Origin of the sequence: Terrimonas pollutisoli (assembly GCF_029360765.1) — a bacterium.
Classification (GTDB): Bacteria; Bacteroidota; Bacteroidia; order Chitinophagales; family Chitinophagaceae; genus Terrimonas_B; species Terrimonas_B pollutisoli.
In genome coordinates this window covers 38,259-64,343 of the sequence record NZ_JARKNA010000007.1, presented here as the reverse complement: position 1 = coordinate 64,343, position 26,085 = coordinate 38,259, and the positions used below count along the sequence as shown (strand labels likewise).

At 40.1% G+C, this 26,085-nt stretch carries 23 protein-coding genes; 6 read left to right on the top strand and 17 right to left on the bottom strand.

The window, feature by feature from the left end; genetic code table 11:
- Window positions 1–2,159 (top strand): T9SS type A sorting domain-containing protein (locus P2W73_RS13775; RefSeq protein ID WP_276502641.1); only part of this gene is annotated, 2,159 nt, incomplete at its 5' end.
- An 89-nt stretch (window positions 2,160–2,248) separates the two neighbouring features.
- Here P2W73_RS13775 and P2W73_RS13770 read toward each other — a convergent pair.
- The 12 genes from P2W73_RS13770 to P2W73_RS13715 all read right to left on the bottom strand — a co-directional run bounded on the left by P2W73_RS13770 (window position 2,249) and on the right by P2W73_RS13715 (window position 14,936).
- Entirely contained in the window at window positions 2,249–2,998 is a 750-nt protein-coding gene (locus tag P2W73_RS13770) for a polysaccharide deacetylase family protein (protein ID WP_276502640.1), read from the bottom strand.
- Window positions 2,999–3,094: 96 nt separating this feature from the next.
- On the bottom strand, window positions 3,095–4,369 hold the full coding sequence (locus P2W73_RS13765; RefSeq protein ID WP_276502639.1) for an O-antigen ligase family protein: 1,275 nt from the start codon (window positions 4,367–4,369) through the stop codon (window positions 3,095–3,097).
- A gap of 29 nt (window positions 4,370–4,398) precedes the next feature.
- A complete protein-coding gene (locus tag P2W73_RS13760; protein ID WP_276502638.1) occupies window positions 4,399–5,046 on the bottom strand; it encodes an acyltransferase in 648 nt (215 codons plus the stop codon).
- Between the two features lie 12 nt (window positions 5,047–5,058).
- Window positions 5,059–6,312, bottom strand: coding sequence for a glycosyltransferase family 4 protein (locus P2W73_RS13755; protein ID WP_276502637.1), 1,254 nt, complete (start codon window positions 6,310–6,312; stop codon window positions 5,059–5,061).
- A 93-nt stretch (window positions 6,313–6,405) separates the two neighbouring features.
- Complete coding sequence (locus P2W73_RS13750) at window positions 6,406–7,764, bottom strand: lipopolysaccharide biosynthesis protein (RefSeq protein ID WP_276502636.1); 1,359 nt, start codon at window positions 7,762–7,764, stop codon at window positions 6,406–6,408.
- A gap of 46 nt (window positions 7,765–7,810) precedes the next feature.
- Window positions 7,811–8,341, bottom strand: coding sequence for a transcription termination/antitermination protein NusG (gene nusG, locus P2W73_RS13745; protein WP_276502635.1), 531 nt, complete (start codon window positions 8,339–8,341; stop codon window positions 7,811–7,813).
- A 120-nt stretch (window positions 8,342–8,461) separates the two neighbouring features.
- Window positions 8,462–10,828: a GumC family protein gene (locus P2W73_RS13740; protein WP_276502634.1), complete on the bottom strand. Its 2,367-nt coding sequence runs from the start codon at window positions 10,826–10,828 to the stop codon at window positions 8,462–8,464.
- Window positions 10,829–10,832: 4 nt separating this feature from the next.
- On the bottom strand, window positions 10,833–11,636 hold the full coding sequence (locus P2W73_RS13735; protein ID WP_276502633.1) for a polysaccharide biosynthesis/export family protein: 804 nt from the start codon (window positions 11,634–11,636) through the stop codon (window positions 10,833–10,835).
- Window positions 11,637–11,929: 293 nt separating this feature from the next.
- Window positions 11,930–13,087, bottom strand: a complete 1,158-nt coding sequence (locus P2W73_RS13730) for a hypothetical protein (protein WP_276502632.1) — start codon at window positions 13,085–13,087, stop codon at window positions 11,930–11,932.
- A 28-nt stretch (window positions 13,088–13,115) separates the two neighbouring features.
- Complete coding sequence (plsX, locus tag P2W73_RS13725; RefSeq protein ID WP_276502631.1) at window positions 13,116–14,054, bottom strand: phosphate acyltransferase PlsX; 939 nt, start codon at window positions 14,052–14,054, stop codon at window positions 13,116–13,118.
- Window positions 14,055–14,164: 110 nt separating this feature from the next.
- On the bottom strand, window positions 14,165–14,356 hold the full coding sequence (gene rpmF / locus P2W73_RS13720) for a 50S ribosomal protein L32 (RefSeq protein ID WP_276502630.1): 192 nt from the start codon (window positions 14,354–14,356) through the stop codon (window positions 14,165–14,167).
- A gap of 31 nt (window positions 14,357–14,387) precedes the next feature.
- A complete protein-coding gene (locus P2W73_RS13715; protein ID WP_276502629.1) occupies window positions 14,388–14,936 on the bottom strand; it encodes a YceD family protein in 549 nt (182 codons plus the stop codon).
- A 129-nt stretch (window positions 14,937–15,065) separates the two neighbouring features.
- Between P2W73_RS13715 and P2W73_RS13710 the strand changes: the two genes are divergently transcribed.
- Window positions 15,066–16,178, top strand: coding sequence for a DUF3810 domain-containing protein (locus tag P2W73_RS13710; RefSeq protein WP_276502628.1), 1,113 nt, complete (start codon window positions 15,066–15,068; stop codon window positions 16,176–16,178).
- Window positions 16,179–16,245: 67 nt separating this feature from the next.
- On the opposite strand, the gene dcd is transcribed toward P2W73_RS13710, so the two are convergent.
- Window positions 16,246–16,782, bottom strand: coding sequence for a dCTP deaminase (gene dcd, locus P2W73_RS13705; RefSeq protein ID WP_276502627.1), 537 nt, complete (start codon window positions 16,780–16,782; stop codon window positions 16,246–16,248).
- A 61-nt stretch (window positions 16,783–16,843) separates the two neighbouring features.
- Between dcd and P2W73_RS13700 the strand changes: the two genes are divergently transcribed.
- Complete coding sequence (locus P2W73_RS13700; RefSeq protein ID WP_276502626.1) at window positions 16,844–17,482, top strand: 4'-phosphopantetheinyl transferase family protein; 639 nt, start codon at window positions 16,844–16,846, stop codon at window positions 17,480–17,482.
- A gap of 3 nt (window positions 17,483–17,485) precedes the next feature.
- On the opposite strand, the gene P2W73_RS13695 is transcribed toward P2W73_RS13700, so the two are convergent.
- A complete protein-coding gene (locus P2W73_RS13695) occupies window positions 17,486–18,724 on the bottom strand; it encodes a DUF2130 domain-containing protein (RefSeq protein WP_276502625.1) in 1,239 nt (412 codons plus the stop codon).
- Between the two features lie 269 nt (window positions 18,725–18,993).
- Here P2W73_RS13695 and P2W73_RS13690 point away from each other — a divergent pair, with 269 nt between their 5' ends.
- Window positions 18,994–21,075 (top strand): DUF4331 family protein, encoded by a 2,082-nt coding sequence (locus tag P2W73_RS13690; RefSeq protein WP_276502624.1) that lies wholly within the window; start codon window positions 18,994–18,996, stop codon window positions 21,073–21,075.
- Between the two features lie 189 nt (window positions 21,076–21,264).
- The gene (locus P2W73_RS13685) at window positions 21,265–22,614 is read left to right on the top strand and encodes a tetratricopeptide repeat protein (protein ID WP_276502623.1); all 1,350 of its coding nucleotides are present in this window, start codon (window positions 21,265–21,267) and stop codon (window positions 22,612–22,614) included.
- Window positions 22,615–22,805: 191 nt separating this feature from the next.
- Here the strand turns inward: P2W73_RS13685 and P2W73_RS13680 are convergent, their stop codons facing one another.
- Window positions 22,806–23,153, bottom strand: coding sequence for a hypothetical protein (locus P2W73_RS13680; protein WP_276502622.1), 348 nt, complete (start codon window positions 23,151–23,153; stop codon window positions 22,806–22,808).
- Window positions 23,154–23,342: 189 nt separating this feature from the next.
- On the opposite strand from P2W73_RS13680, the gene P2W73_RS13675 reads away from it, so the two are divergent.
- Complete coding sequence (locus P2W73_RS13675) at window positions 23,343–23,747, top strand: hypothetical protein (protein WP_276502621.1); 405 nt, start codon at window positions 23,343–23,345, stop codon at window positions 23,745–23,747.
- Here the strand turns inward: P2W73_RS13675 and P2W73_RS13670 are convergent.
- Window positions 23,741–24,796, bottom strand: a complete 1,056-nt coding sequence (locus tag P2W73_RS13670; RefSeq protein WP_276502620.1) for a response regulator — start codon at window positions 24,794–24,796, stop codon at window positions 23,741–23,743. The two genes, P2W73_RS13675 and P2W73_RS13670, sit on opposite strands and share 7 nt — an antisense overlap.
- A 67-nt stretch (window positions 24,797–24,863) precedes the next feature.
- A complete protein-coding gene (locus P2W73_RS13665) occupies window positions 24,864–26,075 on the bottom strand; it encodes a PAS domain-containing sensor histidine kinase (protein WP_276502619.1) in 1,212 nt (403 codons plus the stop codon).
- Window positions 26,076–26,085 lie beyond the last annotated feature (10 nt).

Genomic DNA, 26,085 nt, shown 5'->3' with positions numbered 1-26,085 from the left:
CGTATCAATGGACACAGGTATCGGGTCCCAATACAGCAACGATTGGCAATGCTACCCAGGCATCGGCTTCTTTGTCGGGTTTGATAGCAGGAACCTATAATTTCCGTTTGACGGTTCGGGATAATGACGGGGCCACAGACACCGATGATGTGACTGTAACAGTTAACCCGGCCCCAGTAGTGAACCAGGCTCCGGTAGCCAATGCAGGTAACAATATCACTATAACATTACCAACGAGCACTGCTACTTTGAATGGAACTGGTTCATCTGATGCAGATGGAACGATAGCATCCTATCAGTGGACGCAGGTATCAGGTCCCAATACAGCAACAATTGGCAATGCTACATCGGCATCGGCTTCTTTGTCGGGTTTGATAGCAGGAACCTATAATTTCCGTTTGACGGTTCGGGATAACGATGGTGCAACAGACACGGATGAGGTGACGGTGACAGTTAACCCTGTGCCAAACCAGGCGCCGGTAGCCAATGCAGGTAACAATATCACTATTACTTTGCCAACGAGCACCGCTACCTTGAATGGAACTGGTTCATCCGATGCAGATGGAACGATAGCATCGTATCAATGGACACAGGTATCTGGCCCAAATACAGCAGGAATTACAGCTAATAACCAGGCAAGCACGAATGTTACAGGTTTGATTGAAGGAGTTTATAGCTTCCAGCTTTCTATAAGAGACAACGACGGTGGAGTTTCTTCTGACCTGGTAACGATAACAGTAAACCCTGCGCCAAACAAGGCACCGATAGCAAATGCAGGAGCCAATATCAGGATTACCCTGCCGGTAAACACAGCTAATCTAAATGGAAGCGGATCATCTGATGCAGATGGAACGATAGCATCCTACCAATGGACGCAGCTGTCAGGCCCCACAACAGTAACAATTGCCAATAGTACGAGGGCAACGGCATCGGTTTCAGGTTTGGTGGAAGGGATCTATAGTTTCCGTTTGACAATAAGAGATAATGACGGAGCATCGGCTACGGCTAATGTTAGTGTGACAGTCAGTTCGGCAGTAAATCAATTGCCGATTGCTGATGCCGGATCTAATATTACCATCACATTGCCTGTCAATACTGCATCATTGAACGGAACTGGCTCATCTGACCCTGATGGTACGATAGCCTCCTATCAATGGTCACAGGTATCAGGACCGAATACGGCAACAATGGTCAATGATGACCAGGCTATAGCAGCTCTCTCAAATCTGACACAGGGCACTTATAGTTTCCGTTTGACGGTTATAGATAATAGAGGAGGCTCTGCGACAGAAACTGTAAATGTTATTGTAAATGCGACCCCCAACAGATCACCTGTTGCAAATGCCGGAAATGCTGTTTCCATTACATTACCTATAAATTCAGTTTCAGCAAATGGCAACAAGTCTACAGATCCCGATGGTACGATCGTTTCATACCAATGGTCGCAGGTATCAGGTCCTAACACAGCTGTAATTGCCAATGGTAACAAATCAACGGCTACTTTCTCAGGCCTTGTAAAAGGTATCTACAGTTTCCGTCTTATTGTAAAGGACGACAAGGGAGCTTCTTCCTCTGCAACCTTAAGTGTAACCGTGAATGCGGCTGCTAACCTGGCGCCCATAGCTAATGCAGGAACTTCACAGGCTATTACCTTGTCAACCAATGAGGCTACTTTAAATGGAAGTTTATCAAAAGATCCGGATGGTAGCATCAAAAACTATCAATGGCAGCAGCTTAGCGGTCCTGTAAATGCTATCATCTCGTCCAACGCTTCTTCCATCACGACAGTTACAGGATTTAAAGAAGGTGATTATGTGTTCCAATTGACGGTGAGAGATAACTTAAATGCAACTGCAAAGGATACAGTACAAATTGCGGTAGTCAATAACTTCAGGTCTTTTGCAGGCGGGTTGATGCTCTATCCAAACCCGGCGACAGATAAAATTAACTTCAATTATTACAGTGAGGAGTATAATAAAGCACAAATAAACATTTATGACGTGACAGGCCGGAAAGTAATGGCTTCTATTGAAGTTGCAAGTTCTTTAAACCTGTTTAAAACTGAGATTAATATCGGACATCTTAAACCCGGCGTTTACTTGTTTGAAGCGATAATGAATAATAAAGAAAAAATTGGTGCTAAGTTTTTAAAGCAATAGGTTTTAGAAAGGATTGCAATCAATTTTATGGTGGAAAGTTAAAAAGCTGGGCTATGAATTGCCCAGCTTTTTAATTCATGTTCACAACACTAAGGTTTTCCAAGAAGGTCTTTTATTAGCCCTGTAATCGGCTTGCCTGTTTTAACTTTCGAAATAAACCGGTTCAACGTTTCAGTTCCCCGGACATCGATTCGTTGGATGACGAATTTTTTTTGAATGGGTAAAATATTTACCCTGTTGCCAATATTGAAAGCGGCCTGAATGCCATGTCTTTCAAATAGTTTAAAAAGAGCATTTAATCTATTTTTATTTCCTTTTGGGAACTCTCCATAGGTATAGGCTAAGGCGGGTTCGTATTTTACTTCGTGGGTGTGAAACCAGTTTTTGGTTTTAATAATATCCGCTTCTATTGCTGTTAGATCAAGAGTATTATAACTTTCGTGATTAAAAGTATGAAGTCCATATTCAATAGTCTGAGGATCCATCGACCGGATATCGTCAATAGTTAAATATTCTCCGGATTTATTTGAATTAGCCAGTTCTGTGTAGCCCGGTACAAGAAAAATTACAGCCCTCAATTCATACTTCTTTAATAAAGGATATAGTACCGTAAGATTGTTCTTATAACCATCATCAAAAGTCAACAGAATTGCATTTTCTTTTAATGGTGTAGCGTTCATTATGTGATGAATGATTTCATTTACGGTGACGCAATTATAGCCCTCTTTTTTTATAGCTTTAAATTGATTCTCCAATTGTTCTGCCGTGACTGTTAGTAAATCCGGAATACCATCGGGTATTGTTCTATGATACATCAACACTCTTAGATTATTGCCCATTTTTATACTATTCTTTTACAGTTAAGGGTTACACGACTACGATTCGATCTTGGGTACTATTGTTAACTTAATTATTCATGTTAAGGCACATTGGCTTTATCTGTCAACAATTTCATATGATGATTCATCGGGTGCTGTCTCTGCATAGCGAAGTAAGAACAATGACCAGAAGAAAGGCATATTGAAGTATGTCTCAGATAAAGCGATCAGGAAAATGACAAAAATCAATATGTTGGCAGAAACTTTTGGTTTCGAAATTTCCATCCTTGAAAAATATCTTCTTACTGACGCTGAAAAGAAATAAAAAATAAAAACAAACCCAATTAACCCAAATCTGACCAACATGTCCGTGACGCCATTCGTTCGCATAAATAGTATTTCCGACTTGCCATACCTGGTTTCATCTGAAGGACCAGTTCCAAGCACAGGTGAACGCTGGAAGTCCTTAAAGTCAAGTACGGTGCTTCCGATCCGGGTGTCATCATCCGATTGACCAAGATAAATTTGCCCCTCCTCAAATCCTTTTACCTGTGCGGCTATTTTGTTGGCGAGAAAATCAACTTCAAGAATCAGGTAGACTATACCAGCAAGCAAAACGGGGAATATCACCCATTTTAATTTTTTATTGGTTTCAAGGAAAAGAAAATATAGCAAAAAGAAAAATGCCAAGGCCAGGTAACCCATGGTAGAAAACGTTGACAACAATGCAACGAGAAATATAATAACTCTTGTTGTAACCTTTCGTAGTAATATCATTTCGAAAACAATACCGATGGTAAGATAACCCGCGAAGGCGCCGGGTTCCCAAAAGGGACCTGAATTGCGGGGAAGACCAAACAGGCCCAATGAATCTGCTCCAGCCAGTGGTTCCCGAAAAATATTGTAAATGATAAGGCTTTTCTTTACATCATTCGTAGAAGGACTATCCCAAAAATGCTTGTTGACGAAAAGCTGTTCCTCGATAGCGGGAAAAATTAAAAAGAATATATAAAAAAATATTGCCGCTATGCTTAAGAAAAACAAAAGACGGAGATAAGTCTGAATAAAATCAGTAGTATTTCTAAGAGCCAGGTAGGCGGTGAGCAACCTGAGAAAAAAACCAAACGAACTTTTTAAGCTTCCGTTCGACAGCCAGATTAGCTGGCCAATGGATAAAAAAATGAAGAATAAAAGAAAGCCCAGGAATCCATTGTCGATCTTTTCATTTTTGAACAGAAAAAAAAGCAGGTTAATCAGAAAGACAACTATAAGCAGATTTTCATTATCGCTAAAAAAGTTTATACCGGAGAGGCTCAGGAGAAGAAAAAGGTTTATTGTCTCGAAAAGACTGCCTTGTTTTCTCTGTTCCGATATTTTAAACAAATGCATCATTTAGAAAAAATCAAAATTTTGATACTATCTCACTTTAACTGCCCGGTAAGTTTTTCAACTTCAGTAGAATGTGCTTTAATAAACTTTGCCGGATTACCTGCCCAAATTTCATTGGGCGGAATATTTTTCGTTACTACCGAGCATGCGCCAATAATTGAGTTTTTCCCGATTGTGACGCCCTTCAGGATAGTAGAGTTAGCTCCAATAAATACGTTGCTTTCTATCACTACCGGGCTATTCACCGTATTTTCATTTTTGTCTGCCAGCCGGTCTTCAGGGGATAGGGGATGAAAGTCCGTATCATAGATGCAGGTGCCTCCGCCAATCATTACATTATCCTTTATTATGATTTTTAAAGAACAACTAATTGCAGTAAAACTCATCGCTACGTTATTGCCAATTTCAAGGCTCGCATTTCGATCCACAAAGAAACTGCATTTTTGAACCCTTCCGATTGGATTGGCTGCGATAATATTGTTCATCGTGAAATTATTTCCTATCAGGAACCGTGAGCCGCGGGCAACAGATACAAAGGGTATTCCCCGGGTTGAAAATGTGCCTCTTTTTACATTATTACAATAAAATAATAAGCTGGTTAGCCAATATTGAAAAGGAGCCAGCAGCGCATATTTGATTCGCCGAAAACTTTTATAAAGTATTACAAAAAAGCCCTGCATAATTCAATATTGTTATTTGTTACGCATCGTTTGATATACATTCATAAGCGATGATATGGTTTTTGTCCTGTCATGCCTGTCCAGCGCAGCAATGCGGCCCTGCTTACCTAATTCGGCCGCTTTTATTCTGTCTTTGGCCAATAAAGCGATTGAATGGGCCAGTTCGTAAGGAGCATTGGCGGGAACAAGCAATCCTGTAGTGCCGTGATCGATAAGTGTCGCTACACCACCAACATTGGTAGCAATAACAGGCATGCCAAGCATTTGCGCTTCACAAAGACTATTTGGGCTGTTATCAATATAAGAAGGATGGACAAAAATATCGGCTTCTTTAAGCGATTTGATCAAACCTGCTTCAGAAAAGATTCCCATGAAGATAATATTACAACTTCTGAATTTCTTTCTGAAAGTGGACTCAAAAAACTTAGCCATTTTACTGTTTTCATTGAGCCCGATTATATGCCAGTCAAATGGGGCTTCAAAAGTTTCCTTCAATAGAGATGCTGTTTTTAAAATGAGGTCAAGACCCTTATAGATTGTATTGGATATAGTCGAGATAATTTTTAGTCGTCCCTGTGAATTGGCCGACCAGGGAGTTGCAGTATAAAATGACGATCTCAAAATTTCATCCACATGAAAGTAACTCGCTTGTGGCGCTAATAAACTGGAGATTTTGTTATCCCAGCACGTCCTTCCCATAAGGTAATTAACTTTTTTAAAATAGAACAATTCCCGTTCTGCTTGCTTTTCAAATCTTTTTTTATCAAAAAGCAGGCTATTCCCCAGTAAATGATTCTTGAAAAAAGGCAGGTGGGTCATTATATTAAGGCTGTTTATCCCGGGCGGATAAAATGCATTATCGTACGGATTAATGATTCCCTGCAAATGAATAACAAGCGGTATTTTGGTATGTGTCAGTATTTCCCCGAAATTGTTCTCGGTTCCGAATACCTGTATTACATCCGGCTTAAAGTCAGCAATAACATCGAGTAGCTTTTTCAAATATTTCCCCGAGCCAATCTCGCAACTCCAGTTTTTTATAAGCTTACCAAAATTCCCTTTTTTCTCTGTTTTGATTGGGTAATAGGTGACCTTCCCGTTTTGTTTTTTTGCGTCTGCACTGGCGTGGAAAAATGATACTCCGAGTTCTATTGACGGCAGTTCAATGAAGGCCTGCTCCAATGATTCAATCCACCCGCCACCGTGATAGTAGTGCGAACCTTTATCATATTGTGATGAAGTAGGTGTGAACCAAAGGACCCGCATGAAAAATATATAAGTTTAAATTTATCGTAATGCTTACAAAAAATCAACGGTTTTGAAGGATTATTGTACGGTGTAAATTTATAAAACAACCGGCTAGTGTTTAACTGATTTTGCTTTAATAAACCTGCGATATTCGATAGGCGCCGCAATTAATCCATTAACATTTGCAAGGATAAGCGCAATACAAATCCCCAATACACCCCAGCTTAGTTTAATGGATAGCAAGTAGGAGAGCGGGATGAAATAAACCATTGTTATGATAGACAAATAATATTGTGTTTTTAATCTGCCCAGCCCATTGAGAATATACACATAGATCATCCCGAAGTTGACTGAAATGGTGTATAGCATTACGCCCAGGCTAATGGAAAATGGGATTTGAATTGAATCGCCAATCCATAACTTATATATAAATTGGCTACCCATGAGTATAATAAGTCCGGCAATCACCATAAGGGACCATAAAAAAAGCAGTTTTCTTTCCGTTCTCTTGATCCACTCGTAGTCTCCTTTAGTTTGAGCATCAGTGACGGCGCTCCACAACGGACTAATGATAATCGAAAACGCCATGATGAATATGCTAAATAACTTATATGCTATGTTGTATTCTGTAACCTGGATAGAAGAAAAATACCGGCTGATTAAGACATTAGTGGTTTGATACTGTACAATCGCCGAAATCTGGATAATGAAAAATTTACCCCCCAGGTTTAGCAGGCCTTTTGATGTGTTCCTGGAGAAATATTTAATATTTGGCAACAGATCGGGTCGTGTGAAAACAAAAAAATGGATGGTAAATAAGATCAAAGCGAGCAAATTGCCGGCAAACATAGCCGTACCAACAAGAAGAATATTGCCGGGAATGGCAGAACGAAGTATTAAAATAAAAAGCAGCGAAAAAATGCTCCCGATGAGAAACACCAAAGAAGTTAAAAACACTTTTTGATGCGCCGAGTTAATGGAATTGATTAACTGCAGAACGAACTGCAGCGAAAACATGATAACGGTTATCAGTGCCAGATCCCTTAACTCCTGTCGATAGACCGAAGATACATTCAGAAGCTTATCCCATTCTAAAAATGGCATTACGCAAAGGTAAATTGCTATTATGGCAACAGCGATTATAGACAGCGATACATAAGTGGTACTAATCAGCCGTCGTTCCTCTTCGATATTGTTTTTGGCAATCGCTTCTACAAGCTTGTTTCTTAATCCATTTCCGAGGCCAAGGTCGAAAAAATTGAACCAAATAATAATTGAACTCAAGGTCAGCCATATGCCGTACCGTTCTGCATCAATATAATCAATTGTCAGGGGTATAAAAACGAGGCCTATCGCAATACTCAGGCCCTTTATAAGAAACGATAGAATTATATTTTTTTGAACTAGCCGGGTTCTTTCATGCTTTGCGCTATATAAAAATTTCAATTTTGCCGGAATAAAACTTAGCATAAATATTTTCACAAATTAAGGGAGGATTAAACGAGTAAAACTATTTCTATATCACTTTTTTTATGTCATAGTTTGCATGAGTATTGTTTAGTGAGTTATCTTTCCTGATTTCGGCCACCAGCGAATAACCTAAAGAAGGTAAAAGTATCTTAACTGTATTCGTTCTGACCTCTACCACATTGCCTTCCCATAAGACCAGGGGGCCATTGATGATTCTCACTTTATCGTTTGGCAGAACTTCCGTCTTCTCTATGCTTACATAGTCATATTCGGCGATAAATTTCTTTATCGTTTCAATCTCTTCATTGCATATTATGGCCGGATGTTTTAACCAGTAAACAAAATTGAGTACTCCGTCTGTTTGTAGAATGCCTGTCGCGTCGCAGTCAGGGCAGTTAACAAAAACATATGAAGTAAACAGGGGTTCATATGTCACCCGTTTACGATCGATCCATTGCCGCTGGAGCGTAGTTAAGGGACAATAAACCTCCAACTTCTTTTTTTCAAGAAGTGTGGCCACTTTTTTTTCGCAGCCGGGACGGGTATAAGCTATTCGCCATTGTTTTTTTGTTTCCACAGTTATGATCATTAGAAGTGAAAAATCTATATCTAACTATGGCTTTCCAGGATAAGACTTGGCGATTCTCGAAGGGGTACAGATTAGGGATTTGTAAAGACTTTATAAGAACTTTAGGGTTTACATTGATTTATGTTTTTCTTGTAAGGAACGTTTCTTTTTTGTTTTAATACTATTGTTATGAATGTAGCCGTAACCATATCCATAACCATAGGCATTTTTCATAAAACCACGTGCCCGGATATCGTTAAAGACAATTTTCATGTTTGTAAGCTTATTTTCTGAATCTGTTTCTTCGTCCAATCTTTCCAGATAGGATTTTGGTGTAAATCCATGCTTAACGACGTACAACGTAGTGTCGCAAAGCGGAGACAGGATATAAGCATCGGACAGCAAACTGGCAGGGGCGGAATCAATAATGATAACATCAAAGACTTCCTCCAGGTAGTTTAAAAGATCATTCAGTTTCTCGCTCAGCAGCAACTCTGAAGGGTTATCCGGCAGTGTGCCTGATGGAATAAAGAAGAGATTTTTATGAGCCGTGGTTCTCTTTATTATGTCTTCCGGTTCTGACTCGCCTGATAGATAATCACTTGCTCCTTCATCGTAGCTCACATTCAGTTTATTACTTAACGAAGGATTGGACAGGTCAAGTTCTATCAGGATGACCCGCTTATTAGTCAAGGCAAGGCTTAATGCCAGGTTAAGCGCCACAAAGCTTTTTCCTTCTTTGGGAAGTGAAGAGGTGATCAGTATTTTCTTTTTTCCTGATTTTCCACCCAAATAACCCAGTGATGCACGCAACCTACGGAATTGTTCAGCAACAAAAGTTCGCTTTCCTTCCTGGATCACAATTGCATCTTTGCTTTTATCATGAGCAACTTCTCCAATAATCGGAGCCGCTGTCAATTTTTCTATCTCATGCCTATAAAGTATTTTTCTGTTGAACAGCTCTTTAAACGCCAGGAGTCCAATAGGAAGCCCCAAACCAAGAATCAGGGCGATACCATAAATAATTCCTCTATTAGGTGATACGGGTAAGAAACTTGCCTGGGCCTTGTCAATAATCCGTGTGTCTTCGAGATTAAATGTATGTGCCAGATCACTTTCTTCTTTCTTTTGCAATAAGAAAGCGTATAAGTTGCTTTTTATTGACTGTTGCCTGCTAATGTCAATCATCTCTCTTTCCTTTTCAGGAATTGAATAAAGCATGGACGAATAACTATTGGTAGCAGTGCTCAAATTTTGTTTTCCTGCTTCAAGTGTTTTCCTCTGGTTTTCGATATTCTCAAGAATGCTTGGACTTATTTTGGAAATCTGGTCCTTGATAGATGTAACCATCGGATTGTTTTCACCGGTTGTTTTCTTTAGTCTTTCATAGTCGAGTTCTAACTGATACTTCTTATTTAAAAGATCGGTCAGGATAGGGTCTTTGACGCCAACGGATGAAGGAACTATTCCTGACTTGTTATCTTTAGCCCTGACATATTTTTCCACCTCATCTAATGATGAAAGTTGAACATTAATATCTGTCAGTTGATTGTCCGTAGCCGCTATATTTTCCAAATAAAGACGTCCCTGGGTGCTTATATCTACTGCACCTCTATTTGCCTTAAAGGATTGCGCTTTCTTTTCAATATCGGATAGTTCTTGCTCAACCAATTTTAGCCGGGTTTCAAGCAATGCAGAAGTAGAATCAGCTACCCTGTTTTTGTCCTGCAAAGTTTTCCTGTTGTATACTGCTATAAGTTCATTGATGATATCTTCTCCACGTTTAGGATCGGAGTCTTGTATGCTCAACAGGAGTACCGACGTCAGTTTAGTAGACGGACTTGCTTTTAATTCCGATAACAATGAGGCGGCTATTTTTTGTGGGTTTGAAAGCGTAAATAATAACTGATTATTCGTTTTTGCACCCGGGTTATAGGACTTGTTTGGTAAAAATTGCAAGAAGCCGTAATCTGTGCTAACAAACTGCTTTAAGGGGTATTTTTTTGTTCCAATGATTACCGAACTATCTTTTTCTGAATACTTAAATGGTATTTTTTTATTGATTGGTTTTATGCCCGACGGATCAGCAAAATGAATTTTTACCGGCGATAGCGAATAGGCAGGTCTGGCAGCAAACTCATCTTTTTCAAAAAAAGTTGCATATAAGCTTAGGTTGTTAACTACTTCCTGCATCAGTGTCCTGGACTGAAATATTTCGCTTTCATTTTCGACAATTCTCTTTTCTGATATTTGATTCAGCTGATTAACTGTTTGGCCATCTGTCGATCCTTTTTTCTCATCCTTGATCATGATAGAGGCCGTTACCTCATATTGAGGGGGGGTGACACGTAAATAAAACCAGGCCGCTGCTCCAAACAGTATCAGGAAAAGCAAAAAGATTGGCCAATAGGGAACATAGCGAAAGAGCAGGTCTTGCAGACCACTTCTGTTCTCTCTAATCTTACTGGGTGTTATTTTTAAATTTGAATGTGCCATAGCATTATTTAATTACACGATCAGCTACTATTGCTGCAAATGACAGGCCGCTTAGAAGAATCGGCAACCATTGATTCGCTCTGCTCGTCGTAGCTACTTTTGCTTTTGTCGGTTCTACATACACGATATCATTTGATTTTAAATAATAGTATGATGAAGTAAATAATTCGGTAGAATTCAAGTTTAGCCGCTTCAGGGTTTTTTGGTCATTTTCTTCCCGTATTACCATTACATTTTCGCGGTTCCCATAGATTGTGATATCTCCGGCCAGCCCCAGCGCCTCCAACAGAGAAAGCCTTTCATTTGGCATCGTCACAACTGACGGCTTGTTAACCTCTCCTAAGACTGTAACCCTGAAATTCAAAAAACGAATGCTTACTACGGGCTCACGCAATAATTCCTTTTGTAGCAAAGTCTTTGCGATTTCTTCTTCCAGCTTAGTTTTCGTAAGGCCTTCTGCCTTGATGTTTCCCAATACCGGGAATTGAATATAACCTTCAGTGTTAACCAGGTAACCCGTATTGCTTGCCTGGTTTGTTATTAAAGATTGGTTGTAAGTGCCAGCACTAACTTGCGGATTAAACATTGCGGTAGCTTCCGGATTGGGGCTGCTTACCAATATGCTAAGGATATCATTTTTCTGGATAGTTGATTCAGGAACACGGCTATCACTGCCGATTTTTCCATCTGTAGAACCATAGAAATAGGTTGACTTTTTTGTGCTGACACATGATGAAAAAATCAAGGGCGCTAGCAGACAAAAAACAATAAAAGTTAGCAGGTACGACGAATAGATTTTCTTTAGCATAGAGTTTTGTAGTATATAAAATCAGTAATAGCTCTAAATGGCTTAAAGCATCTTACACTAATCAGAAAAACTAATCACGAAGTATTCAGAAGAATTGGAAAGAAAGGAGGGGCGGACTTCTATAGGAAGGGAATCTTACGATTGTGCCACTAAAGTAAATTAGATTAGGCTATTATTCTTGTTCTTTTTTGTTCAGAGTCAGAGAAAATATTGATTATCTGTTTCAATATCCTACCTTTTTGGATAATTGCCGATTTTTCATAAAATATTTCTGTCAGCGAACGAAACAGAATTTAGTAGTGTTTAAAATTCAAAGCCCTTCTATATCCCGTTGCTTCAACCAAGGTATTCAATTCATTGTGTTCCTTTTTTTCCGGCTTTAAAGAAAGTTGAAGAATTCTAAGATATTTTTTATTTAACGCCGATTGAACAGAAGGGTGTCGCTTGCCTTTTTTAGGATTCAGTAGATAGTTCCTGGTTTTGACAGGTGCGTAGGAGTTAAGAAGAATATTTTCTAAAATTGTCAAAGCATTAATGTCTTTGTAATCTTTTTCGCTGGAAAGATTTTTCGATTTTTTCAACCAGTCCAGGGCTTCTGTCTTTTGATTGGTCAAAGTAAGGGCCTCACATATTATAAGATCAAAAGATAAGATTGAAACCTCCTTTGCCCCGTAAATATTGGTATTATAATATTTTGCAATATCGGATAAGATCTTTTCCGGTGAATCATTCTTTGCGTTTAAATAATATAGCCGGGCTGCAAAAAATCGGCTCATCGTATTAGGTGAATAATCCCCATCAGTATAGATTCGTAGAGCCTCTTTCATATGCTTTTCAAGCAGGGAAAGATCTTCAGTCATCCAGTACCGAAGAACCAATAAGGAATTAGCAAAAATCTTTGCTTCATTGTTGTTTTTTGCTCTCAAATAATATTTCAATCCATCACCGTAATAGCCATTAAGCCGATCCATATTCACACATCGCTCATAGTAGTAATATTGCCCTCCTTTTGTAATAGCGATTTCTCTCTGAAATCTGTCGATAAGAGAAGGGTTTCTTTCAAGAAAAATGATAGTCTGTTGTACGATTGGCTCCATGACCGGCATGTAGTTCTCCGATACAGGGATATTTTTAAAAAGGGAAACCAGGTAGTGGAATGCTTCTTCTTTATTAATATCCTTTTCGTTTGTGGGAGCCTTTGAAATATTTTCCAGCTCATCGATAGAGCTGAATCCGCAATATTTTGAAAAAATAGCCAGGGTGGAATGAGAAGGAGCGTAATTCGTTTTTACTAAGCCAAAAAAACGCCTGATTGTGTTTACGTTTACGTTTAAATCAGTCTTTTGATAGATATCTTCTACTAATTGTATGCAGTCGCGGTAGGATGAGATCTTACGCCCAAAGTTCTGCTCAATTTCCTTTTTTAGTGCTGATAATGCTTCTGGTTTCATAGATTTCAGCCTGGCGTGTTTTTAGCGGCTATTGCAATTCTTCTTTCATCTTGGTAAGCACATCTTTTTCGATCATTTTTTCGGCCACCCGTATCATGTTTTTAAAAGCTTTTGCCTTTGAAATGCCATGCCCGATAATCACAGGCTTGGATACTCCCAGAACGGGAGTGCCCCCATAATTTTCAAAGTTGAACTGATCAAAATAGGGGTGATCGACCTTTTTGCGCTGTGTGATATCATAAAGTGATTCGGCCAGTTTGAGAATGATATTACCCGTGAACCCTTCGCAAACCATTACATCGGCTTTATCAAGCAATACATCCCGGCCTTCAATATTGCCGATAAAATGAATATGCTTGTTTTCTTTAAGCAGGGGATAAGTGGCCTGGCAAAGCAGGTTTCCTTTTCCTTCCTCTTCTCCGACATTTATCAAGCCTACTTTAGGATTTTCAATCCCCAGTATCAATTGGGAATAAACCGATCCCATAACAGCAAACTGGTTAAGCTGTTCGGGTTTGCAATCGGCATTTAATCCCACATCCAGTAACAAACCTGTTCCTCCGTCCTCTTTTGGAATAATGGTAGAAATTGTTGGCCGCAAAACGCCATCAATGGCTTTGATGCTAAAAAGGGCTCCTACCAGCATGGCCCCGGTATTGCCAGCACTTATAAACGCATCTATTTTGCCGGTCGCCAACAAATGAAATCCAATGCCGATAGATGATTGCTGTTTTTCCTTTAAAGCCTTTGTGGGATGTTCATGCATATCGATGACCTGTTCCGCATGAACGACTTTAACAGGCCCTGACTGTATATTATACTCCTGCAGCAAAGGGTCTAACCGGGTCTTGTCCCCAATAAGGGTTAGCGTAACCTGGGAATTTGTTTCTTCGAGGTATTGTGCAACGCCTTTCACCGCTTCAAGCGGGGCAAAGTCGCCACCCATCATATCTAGTCCGATATTCATTGAAAGCGTAAAATACAAATTCTAAAATAACAAATTCCAAATTCCGTCAGACATTCGTCCAACAGATTTTGGAATTATAGCTTTTTTGAAAGAAGGAAATGACTCCTGTCTTACTTTACCGGCGACTTTTCGGCTACCACTTTACCTTTATAGTAAAGCTTGCCTTCGCTAACATAGGCACGGTGACGAACATGTGTTTCGCCGGTTGCACTGTCTGTAGTCAATGTGGTCGCAGTAGCTTTATAGTGTGTTCTACGCTTTGCACTTCTTTGCTGACTGTGTCTGCGTTTGGGATTTGGCATAACTCAACAATTAAAATCAGAAATTATATAATTAGTTATCTAAGTCTTTAAATTTTTCCAATCCTTTCCAAATAGGATTGATCTTTTTCTCTTCGTCTTCGGGTTCCATTTTCTTCAGCGCATCTAATGCATCCTGGTTACAAGCCTGACCATTTTTATCAGTGCGGCTACAAACTTTTTGCATAGGAATGCTGAGATTGATGAATTCATAGATCCAATCTGCAATATCAATATGGCCTTCGCCCCGGCTGATATAATAAACGTCCGGATCATCTTCCTGGTCGTTCATCAGTTCAGGCTCTTCCACTATTTTCACCACTATATTGAATTCATCCCACAATTCCAGCGTCAGCTCATTATTGCACCGGTCGCAATTAGCCAGTAAACTGCCACCGATTTCAAATTTTAACAGCATAAAGCTGTTTTTTTTATCAAGTGTAAGCTTCACATTAGCTTTACAATTGCTGAAATCCTGTTGCTGGAATCGCTCAAAGAACTTGTCTGTGATCTCATAGTTGTATTCATGGATTCCCGGTTTAAGCCCAACAAAAGCTATCTCAAATTCACGACGGTAGCCCATTAGTCAACTTTTTAAGAGTTGGCAAAGGTAAGGGGATTTGCTGAAAAATTATGCTTGGTAAATGAATTATTTTCATGAGTTGTGCCTAATTTAATGGCCTGATTTAGAGTACTTTTAAAAAAAGCGGTTTTGCAAAAATTTCTCTCCCGTCTGTTTAAACGGTTAATGAAAAGCTGGAGTTGGGTATTGCTTATTGTATTAACAATTTTGATAAAATGGGCTTCCTGGTACCCTGATTGGGTAGAAAATCAATATACATATGGCGTTTATCCTTTGATAACCAGGGTACAGCGGTTCTTATTCGGATGGATCCCCTTTAGTATCGGCGACCTTTTCTATGGCTTCCTGGTTTTGGTTGTCATCTTTCGCACTTTTCGCTTCTTTAAATTCCTGTTTCAAAAAAAAATTACCCGGGCTTTTTTTGTAGGCGCCATGCAGCAAACTATTTTCTTTTTCCTTTTTGTTTATGTCTTTTTTAATCTTTTGTGGGGCTTGAACTATAATCGTAAAGGTATCTCCCCACAATTAGGAATTGAGGTTCGTAAATATTCCTTGTCCGATATCGATTCGCTAACATCCGTTTTGCAATTAAGGGTCAATGAATATGCAGACTCGGCCAGTGAGGTGCAAAGGGATTCTTTCGCAAAAAAAAGGGACCTGTTCAGGGAAAGCAGCCATGCATACGAGGTCATATCAAAGAAGCTCCCATTTCTAGCTTATCGCCCGGTTTCGGTAAAACCTTCTTTATTTAGTTATCTTGGAAACTATCTTGGTTTCCAGGGATATTATAATCCCTTTTCGGGAGAAGCGCAGGTCAATACTACGGTACCCCGTTTTCTCGAGCCTTTCATTACCACGCATGAAATAGCTCACCAACTTGGATATGGCAAGGAGAATGAGGCGAATTTTGTCGCTTTTCTCGCCTGCAAAAATCATCCTTCGCCTGTTTTTAAGTATTCGATGTATTTCGACATCTACAACTATGCGATTAATGAACTACACAAGAGAGATTCGACAAAAGCCAGGTCTTACCTGCGACAATTACATCCCCAGGCTTTAAAAGATATTAAAGAGTTAAGAAGCTTTTATAACGCTTATCGCAACCCGATAGAACCGGTTATAACATGGACCTATGGACATTTTTTAAAAGCAAATAATCAGCCTGCAGGTAAACAGACTTATAATGAAGTGGTGGCCTGGTTAATAGCCTATTATAAAAAGTACGGTGTTGAAAACCTTTAACCCGATTGTCAGGTGAGTTTTGCCAGTATTTGGACTTATAATCTGGCAGATGGATCAGTGAGTTAATCTAGAATTTATTCTTCCACATCATACTTTCGATCGGCTTATCTGGTTGGCCGCTATATTTTGCGTTTTTCTTTTCATTGTATCTCACCTCAATTTCTCCATCCACGGGGAAGTAAATTAATTGACCGACAGGCATTCCTTTATAAACTTTTACCGGTTGTTTCACTGATATTTCCAGCGTCCAATGCCCGCAAAAACCTACATCACCTTTACCAGCAGTGGCGTGAATGTCTATACCAAGCCGGCCCGTAGACGACTTACCTTCGAGGAATGGAACGTGGGCATGTGTCTCCGTATATTCCAATGTAACCCCGAGATAAAAGATATGCGGGTAGAGTACAAAACCTTCATCGGGTATTTCGAAGTAATCTATTTCGTTATGTTTTTTGGCGTCAATGATATGTTCTTTATAGGTGGCCAGCCACTTTCCCAGGTGCACATCGTAGGAATTACTGCCCAGGCATTCCCTGTCGTAAGGAGCTAATTTGATAGTACCTTTTTCTATTTCCTGCAATATCCGCTTATCGGAGAGTATCATTTTCTATCTTCGGTTTTTATTGATCACTAAGCTTGGCAAAATAATGATGAAAAGCTGATGTATGCCGATTTTTTTTCAACATCAAATCAACGAATCGACCCGGCTGGGTATATGGAAAATTGAAGAAACGGAAGAGTTTTTCAAAGGTAACGTGCCGTTGCATCGCGATGTTACACATCCTCATAAACGTATTCAGCACCTGGCAGGACGCTTTTTGTTGCAATTTCTATTCCCGGACTTTCCTTACCATCTCATTCAGATAGCTGATACGGATAAGCCATTTCTGCCAGCCGAGGAATATCATTTTTCTATTTCTCATTGCGGCGATTACGCAGCAGCGATTGTCAGCAAAAACAACAGGGTAGGAATTGACATAGAAATTCCGGTAGACAAAATCATAAAGGTCAGGAACAAGTTTTTAGGTTTAACGGAGCAGATTAAATGGCTTGAAGACGCTACAGGTAATGGTTTCAACGCTGGCGCTGAACAACGTCAGTTGTTGACGCTTTTGTGGAGCTGCAAAGAATCCGTATTTAAATGGTATGGCGATGGTGGCGTCGATTTCAGCGAGCAAATCCAGCTACAATCCCGGCAACATGATAAAGAGACCATTCAATGTTTTTTTACAAAAGCACAGGTTCACCTGTCAATTCATTACCGTTTATTTGACCAACTGGTGCTGAGTTGGGTAGTAAGTTAGCTATTAACCTGCCATATCGTTTTCATCGCCCGACTCCAGCAGGTTCAGATCCACAGAGTCAAGCCCTGATATACCTTCGATAGAACCCCGCACATGCGCAGCATTCAACAAAACTTTTTCTAATTGTTTTTCCCGGGCCTTCCAAAGTTTTTCCATCGCATCTCTTTCTTTTTGGATAGACAATTTCATACTCATGAAACCTTCACGAATGGCTTTCCATTGACTGGCGAATTCATTGCTGGTAAGATAGTCATAGAGCATATGCATCTTATCGCCTTTGTTTTCCTGGTTTTTAGAAGCCGTAAATATTTTGATGATGCCATCCCGAAGCATGTAGGCCACACTTTTTATTTCATTAAAGCTGCAGATCCAAATGCCATCCTTTTCACCAAAGCGGTCCATTCCTTTGGGCATTGTCTTGGTAACAATAATTGCTACGTCAGCACCCAGGCTGCGCATGTCAGCTTTTAATTTTTCGATCCAATCACCACCAAAGTTTTCGGTTCGTTTGCTTTCATAAATGATTGTTCCGCATTCCTGGCCAAAATTATTTCTAACGGTTTGAATGCAATCGGCGCCCCGAACACCTTTGCCAACTTCGCTGATCAGATCAAATGGGAAAGTGGTTTTCAAAATTTCCTCCAAAGCCAATTCCTGCACTTCGCCCTGTAATTGCATGGAGCCTTGTTCAGCTTTACGTTTCATTTCTTCGGCCAATTTCTTTTGGTCGTCCAATTGCTTCTCCAACTCTTTTACCCGGAGCTGAAATTCAGTTTCCCTGGCGGCTGTCTTTTGTTCCTCAATTTTGCGGAGATCTTCTGATAGCTTTTCCCGTTCTGCCTGTAATTTTTTTTGAACAGTCAACTCCAGCTCTGCCTCTTTATTTTTTAGTTCTTGCAGTTTTTGCAAAAATTCCAGCTCTTTTTGTCTTGATGCCTTTAACTTCTCTTCATTATCCTTGTTGGTTTGTTCAAGCAGGCGAAGTTTATTTTCGAAATCTGCGCTGATATTTTTGCGAAGGCTTTCTTCCACCTGTTTCTGCAGAGCAATTTTTTCAGCATTGGCTTTCTGCTGCCATTCTATTTCCTTTTTATTCAACTCCTCTTCTTTGGCTCTCTTGTAGTCAACCATTTGCTGACGGAGTTCCTTCTTCTCTTTTTCGATCACTTCTTTCAATTCATCGTTCAGCGCTTCTTCCAAAGGAAATTCATGACCACACTTTGGGCATTTGATATCGGGCATAAACCTGTTTTTTACAAAATAAATGTTTTGGTGGGACAAAGCGATACATCCAATAGATAACAAGCTAAATTTTGAAGTAAAATCTTTGAGCCTCAAACGTCAAAAATAAAAACAGGTTTTTAAATCTATGTTAAAACAAAAGTCGTAGTTATTTACCAGGACAGGTCTTATAATTTTTTCCCTATTTAAACTTTCGCAGCTTTTCAACTAACTAAGGAATTCAAAAAGGTTTATGGTGATCTTTTTATTTACCTTTTAAAAGCTCCATTATGCCAAAACAAATTACGTTTTGGATGAAAGTAAAAATCTTTTCATCCCTCATTTTGCTGTGCATTTTATCTATTCTCCTCACTTCTTCCAGTCACCGGGAAGCACCTTTAATTTCCAATGATCCTTTGGCTGATAATACAGACTTGTATGCCTTTCGAAGCCCTGAGAACCCGGACAAACTGATCATCATTGCCAACTATGTTCCCGGGCAGTTACCACAAGGTGGCCCAAACTATTATTCATTTGGTGAAAACATCCGGTATGAAATTCATATCGATAATGAATTGGAAACAAAGGGAGATGATGTTATTTATCGCTTTACATTTAAAAAGACGAATGAAGATCCAACTACCTTTTTCAACATCAGGCTGGGTAAACAGAATCTCAAAACCACTTACAAGTTGGAACGTTTTCGTTACCGGGATCATAGCTGGAAGACAATTATTGAAAACGGAACTGTACCTCCACCGAATATCGGTCCCCGTTCCATTAGCTCACCCGTAGGATTAAATGCTCCCGGTTATGATGCATTGATCGAAAGTTCTATAAAAACGGCGAGCACCGGTGAACGGGTTTTTTGTGGGACAGCCGAGGATCCCTTCTTTGTTGACCTCGGGGGAATATTTGATTTAGGTGATGCTCCCCGTACAACCGGATCCTGTTCACAGGACGGGTTACAGTGCCTTAACGTATCTACCATCGCTTTGGAAATTCCCATCCCTATTATTCAAAGACATGAAGACAAACCTTCCGATGCAAAAAATATTTTAGATCACAACTATGTGATCGGAATATGGGCCTCTGCAAGCCGTCAAAAAATACGTGTGTTAAACGGCGATGGTACCGAGTCAAACCGGGGTCCCTGGGTACAAGTTTCAAGGTTGGGAATGCCTTTAACCAATGAGGCGGTCATTCCCATTGGCAAAAAAGATCGCTGGAATTCCATGACCCCATATGAGGATCTGGCACATCTGGATGAATTTGGTAAATACTTTTATCAACCTGAATTGGCCTTATACATGGATGATACTTTTTTTGGCGGAGCTGTGCCTGCTTTAGCACCGCTGCGCATTCAAAGAAACTCATTGGGGGCATTTGGATTTGGAAATGATCAGCAGGGATTATACCCATTGAAAGGTAGTGATGCATTGGACGGTACTGCTTTAGCAGATTATAAATTTGGTAATTTCCTTTTGAAAAAAGATGCGCCAAGGTCGGTAGATCTTTGGCCGATCTTTCACACTGGTGTGCCCAATCAACGACCCTATCATCTGGCAACCGGTAAAGGCGGTAATCCATTAGCAGCGGGTAAACCATTTATCGAAACGGAATTGGCAAACGGTGGTGATATGCTCCGGATTAACCTCGCCGTTCCTCCAACACCCCGCAGTGATCCGAAGTTCAGTTCCCTCGGCCTGGTACAGGCAGCGGTGCTTGGACTTACTGATCCGGCTTACAACACCACCAGGGATCTTCAGTTTATTCCTAACATGGATGGATTCCCTAATGGAAGAAGATTGGAAGATGACGTGACACTGATCGAACTGCAGGCAGTGAGTGGTGTAGTGTTGGCTGCCGTTGGTCTGTGGTATGATGATTTTGATGGAACAAACCCTGTATCACAGGATATCATTGATGTGCTCTCTTACCGTACCGGTGTCAATGCAAATGATGCCCCGTTTAAAACAAAATTTCCTTTTGTTCAAATGCCTTTTGCAGGCACCAATAATTGCAACTGTGATAACAATACATCTGGCAAAGGCACTACAGCTCCATCGGCTTTAAATATGCCACGAAAAAGCAGTTTAGGTGTGGCCGCACCGGAAGTATTTGTATCAACATATCCTAATCCATCTGCTTCAACCAATACAATCAGGTACCGGGTTGAAAGTCCTTCACAGATCAGGATAGTAGTGATGGATCAGCAAGGCCGTCCGTTAAAGGAATTGGTGAATAAAAAACAAGATGCGGGAATTTATAGCGTGGATTGGAATACACAAAAACTTCCGGCTGGTATGTATTTTATCACTGTTATTAAAAATGGTGAAAAAGGACAGTCTATTAAGCTGATAAAAAATTAACCCTGTGATAAAATAGAAAGCCCGTGGCTATGGCCGCGGACTTTCTATAAAAAATCTTGCACTTCACATAAAATTTTCCGGGATGAAATGAGCCATGATAATGCTTATCATCAGCCGCGATGTTTTTGGCGAACCTGTCTGCCGACAGGCGAGATTCCATTTGGCTAAAAAGCAATAAAAAATATACAAATGAAAAAGAAATACTTCTTTATTATAATAATTGGACTTTTTGTTGTCGCTGCCGGGTTTTTGGCGATAGAACATAAAAAGAAACATAAAGTAAAAGGAGACATAGTTGTTTTCTATCCGCTTAAAGAAAGACCTGGATATAAAAAACAATCAGCTGAAGAAAAGAAACAACAGGAGAATTTTGCAAACTTAATGAAAGTGGTCAGAACAAATCCATCTGATACTAAATCGAGGATTGCTTTAGCCGGCTTATATATTAATGAAGCGAGAATAACAGGCGACTATGATTATTACAATGGAGCCGCTATGAAGTATGTAGATGAAGTATTGGAAATCGATTCGTTGCATTTCGAAGCCCTTACCTATAAATCACTTCTTTACTTGTCGCAACATCATTTTGAAGAAGGCCTTTCACTTGCTGAAAAAGCCAGGGCATTGGTTCCTGAAAATGCCTTTGCACACGGCATCCTGGTAGATGCAAACGTTGAAATGGGAAAATACGAAAAAGCTGTAGAGGAAGCAGATAAGATGATCTCAATCCGTCCGGATCTGCGTTCGTATTCGAGAGTTTCTTATTTAAGAGAAATTCATGGCGACTATCCCGGCGCCATTGACGCAATGAAACTGGCGGTGGATGCCGGTTATCCGGGTGATGAAGCAACTGAGTGGTCAAGAGTGCGCCTGGGATATTTGTATGAAACAATTGGCGATTTAAAAAGTGCGGAGATGCATTACCTGATCGCCCTGCAGAGAAGACCCGCCTATGCGTATGCGATTGCCGGGTTGGGACGCATAGCTATTGCGTCAAATGAATTTAGCGAAGCAGTACATTATTTTATGCAAGCAGATTCACTGGTAATCGATAATTCAATAAAAGAAGAACTTGCTTCAGCTTACCTGTTTGCCGGTCAAAAAAAGAAAGCGGATTCAATTTTGCATGCATTACTAGATGATATGAACGAACACGGTGAGGAGGGCCATCATCAGAATTTAAGCCACCATGCTGATAAGGAGTTAGCCCATCTCTATATGAAAGCAGGAGACTATGATGAGGCCCTGGAACATGCGTTGAAGGAATATCGTCGCCGGCCGGCCAATATCGATGTGAACGAAACTGTTGCCTGGGCCTATTATCTTAAAAGGGACTATAACGAAGCAATACCCTATATCCTGGCTGCTATGAAAACAAATAGTAAAAAACCGGCCTTGCTTTGCCGGGCGGGGTTGATTTATGCAAGGACAAACGAAAAGACAAAAGCGAAGCGCTTTTTAGAAGCGTCAATGATTAACGATTTTACCATCGACCAATGTTTAAAGGAAGAAGCCATTAACACTTTGGCGACCCTATAAGTATCATAGTTTCCCGGCAAAATGAAACGACGCCGGTATCTGAAATTCATTTTACTCCCGGCACCCCGTTCTTTTTTGAAAGGACATCTTACATTTTATTTCTGATTGAGCAACATAAATAAGGTAAAGGCTTAATGACCTTTCCTTATTCAGGAAGCTATTAAGCCTTTTTTGGTTAATGGTATTCTGTTTTACAAAACAGAAGAAATAGAACCCACGATTATTACAATATCAATGAGGATACTTAGAAAGAAAACAGGGATAGTTATTTTGGTTGGCATAGCAGCGAGGTTAACGATCAATGACATAGCTATTCCACCGATGAGCATTCCCCAAAAGATCATGCTGTTGCTGCTAAAAGCAATAGCGAGCACCGTTATTGGCGCCAGGACACAACCATGTATGGCGAGAATAGAAGCTACCCAGCCAAAACGATATTTTTCCTGCCCGTTGCACCATGCAATAAACTTTGAAAGAACAGATTGTTTCTGAGTTGCCAATACGTTAGCAGGGCTGTAAATATTTTGTATGATTTGCATATAGATAAATTTTCGACCACAAAATTGATATCGGGAACGGCTTTAGGGTATGATGCCTGTTATACTCTCAACTGATTAATATCATTAAAAACTTGAGGTGGCCCGAACTGATCAAAATCATGTTGGTCGCTTTTCCGCATCATTTAAAACAGCGAAATAGCTTAATAATTTTGATGGAAAGAAACAGGTATGAGTGTTACGCTCCAGGTGCGCCGAAATAAAACAGTGAATGAAATACAGTCAGAGTTTAACAATGCTTATCCATTTTTAAAAATTGACATGTATAAGCCTTCAGGCAGGGGACAGTTTGAAGGTGGAAGGATAAAGTTTGCCTACTCCACATTGCTGGGAGCTGCGAATATTGTAGAAGAAGGCGAACTTTTGGTGTTTGATTCAATGACGGTCGGTCAATTTGAAAAGTCTTTTCTTGAAAAATTTGGCGTGATGATACAGGTTTCCAGGAAATCAGGAACTGTATGGCTGGAGACGACTATGACCGATCGCTGGACGCTAAAGCAGCAGAATGATCATGGTCGTGAGCTATCAGAACCAGCCAGTACCACACTACCTACAGGTGAGGCAGATGCTCAATAAAGAAGATTTTTCAGCTTGTCAATATTGGCAACGGTGATCTTACCGTCTTTTATCACAATCAGTTTTTCCGCTTTGAAATCACTTAGTGTTCGTATTAATGACTCGGTGGCTGTGCCAATGAAGTGGGCTATATCTTCTCTTGATATTTCGATAGGATTCGTTCCACCACCGCTATTGTATTTTGAATGAATATCCACAAGAGCTTTTGCCACTCTTTTCCGAAGTGAACTATAAGCCAGGTTTAACAGTCTTTCTTCTTTTTCTTTTACATTTTGTGTGATGATGCGAATGAATTTTGCCGCGACGGTGATATCACCATAGACCATTTGTAAAAAATCATCTTTTGGAATTTGCATGATATCAGACTCTTCCAGCATCACCGCATTGTCGTCATAATTTTTATCTTCGATCAATGCAGGATAGCCAATGAAATCTCCATCGGTAAAAATATCGATTATATATTCTTTGCCATCTTCATGCATCCGGCTCGTTTTTACTTTACCCTTAACGAGATAATATAAGAACCGAGGACGTTTTCCTTCCTGGTACAATGCCTGTTTTTTGCTGTAGGTTTCGATGCTGTATTGTTCCGACAGTTTATCCAGGATGCCTGTTTCTTTTATGTCTTTTAAAAACTGGTTGATACCTGGCTGGGTCATCGCATATTTTTGCTCCAGTACCTGCGTTTTTTTCAGGCGAGCTTCAATAGCATTCAACAGCTCAATATCTTCAAAGGGCTTAGTAATATAATCGTCGGCGCCCATTTCCATTCCTTTTCTCAGGTCGGTGCGTTCTGTTTTTGCCGTTAAAAAAATAAAAGGAGTGAATTGCGTCTCGCTGTTTTTGCGTAGCAGGTGCAATACGCCATAACCATCCAGTTCGGGCATCATGATATCACAAACGATCAGATCAGGTTTTTCTTTTAATGCCAATTCAACGCCCTTCTTCCCGTTCTCTGCTGTTGATGTTTTATAACCGGCCAACTCTAATATTTCAGCCGTGTTTTCCCTGATATCAGCATTGTCATCAATAACTAAAATAGATTTCATCCGTATATTTTTTAGTTTATTTTGGCCAGGTGGTAAACTCCATGTGATAATAAGTGATTTAACCCGCTTACTCGTTTACCGGGATTGTTACAGTGATCGATGTTCCCTTATTCAGTTCGCTTTCCAAATGTACACTTCCTTTCAACAGGTCAGCATAGCGTTTTACAATATGTAATCCCAGTCCCGTTCCGGCAATATTTATGGCATTGGCACCCCGGAAAAAGCTGGAGAATAAATGTTCCTGGTCTTCCTGCGAAATGCCAATACCTGTATCGGTGATTGTGATTACCGCCCATTCATTGCCAACCGAAGCCTGGACGGAGATCAGGCCACTTTCGTCCGAAAATTTAATGGCGTTGGTGATAAGATTGATGAGGATATTCTTCAACAATTTTTTATCGGAAACAATATTGCGTTGTCCCTGGCAATTAAAATCTATCTGTTGACCTTTTTTCAGCAATCCCCTCATCTCCTCGATGGTTTCATAAATGAATTCATACAGATCAAATTCGGAGAGGCTGATTCCAACCTTTCCTTCGTCCAGTTTACCCAATGATAAAAAATCTTCCAGGATATCATTCAGGTGCCTGACAGAATTTCGAATCTTATCAATATGCCGGTTTCGTTTATCCTGCTCTTCAGTTGTTTTATATTTTGACAGCAAAGAAGCGGACGATAACACGGTGCTTAATGGCGTTCTGAACTCATGTGAAGCCATCGACACAAAGCGGCTTTTGATTTCATTGAGTTGTCTTTCTTTATCGAGAGCTTCGCTCAATTCAGCCTGTGACTGTTCCAGCCGTTGCAATGCTTCCTTCAAAATCATCGTTCTCTCTTCCACTTTAAGTTCCAGGTCGGCATTCAGCTTTCTTATTTCATTACTTACTCTTTCCAACTGCTTTTGCTGCTCAAGCATACTGTGCTCGATCTCTTTTCTCCTGGTTATGTCAACAATAAATGCAATCACAAAAAGTTCATTACCCTTCCTGTAATGGCTCAAACTTACTTCTACCGGTAAATCAGTTCCGTCTTTTTTTCTTCCATACAGATCCCTGTTTTGTCCCATCACCCGGTTGGAGGGATTGTCGTAAAAACTGTCCCGTAATTGGTGATGATGTCCTTTGTACCTGTCAGGTATCAGCACTTCAATTGGCTGACCGGTTAATTCTTTGCTAGCATAATTAAACATCCGCTCAGCGGCAGGATTCAGTAATACGATCTTTCCATCCTTCCCCGTTAGTATGATGCCTTCCGTAGCATTTTCAAAAAGCGATGTCATGTGTGCCTGG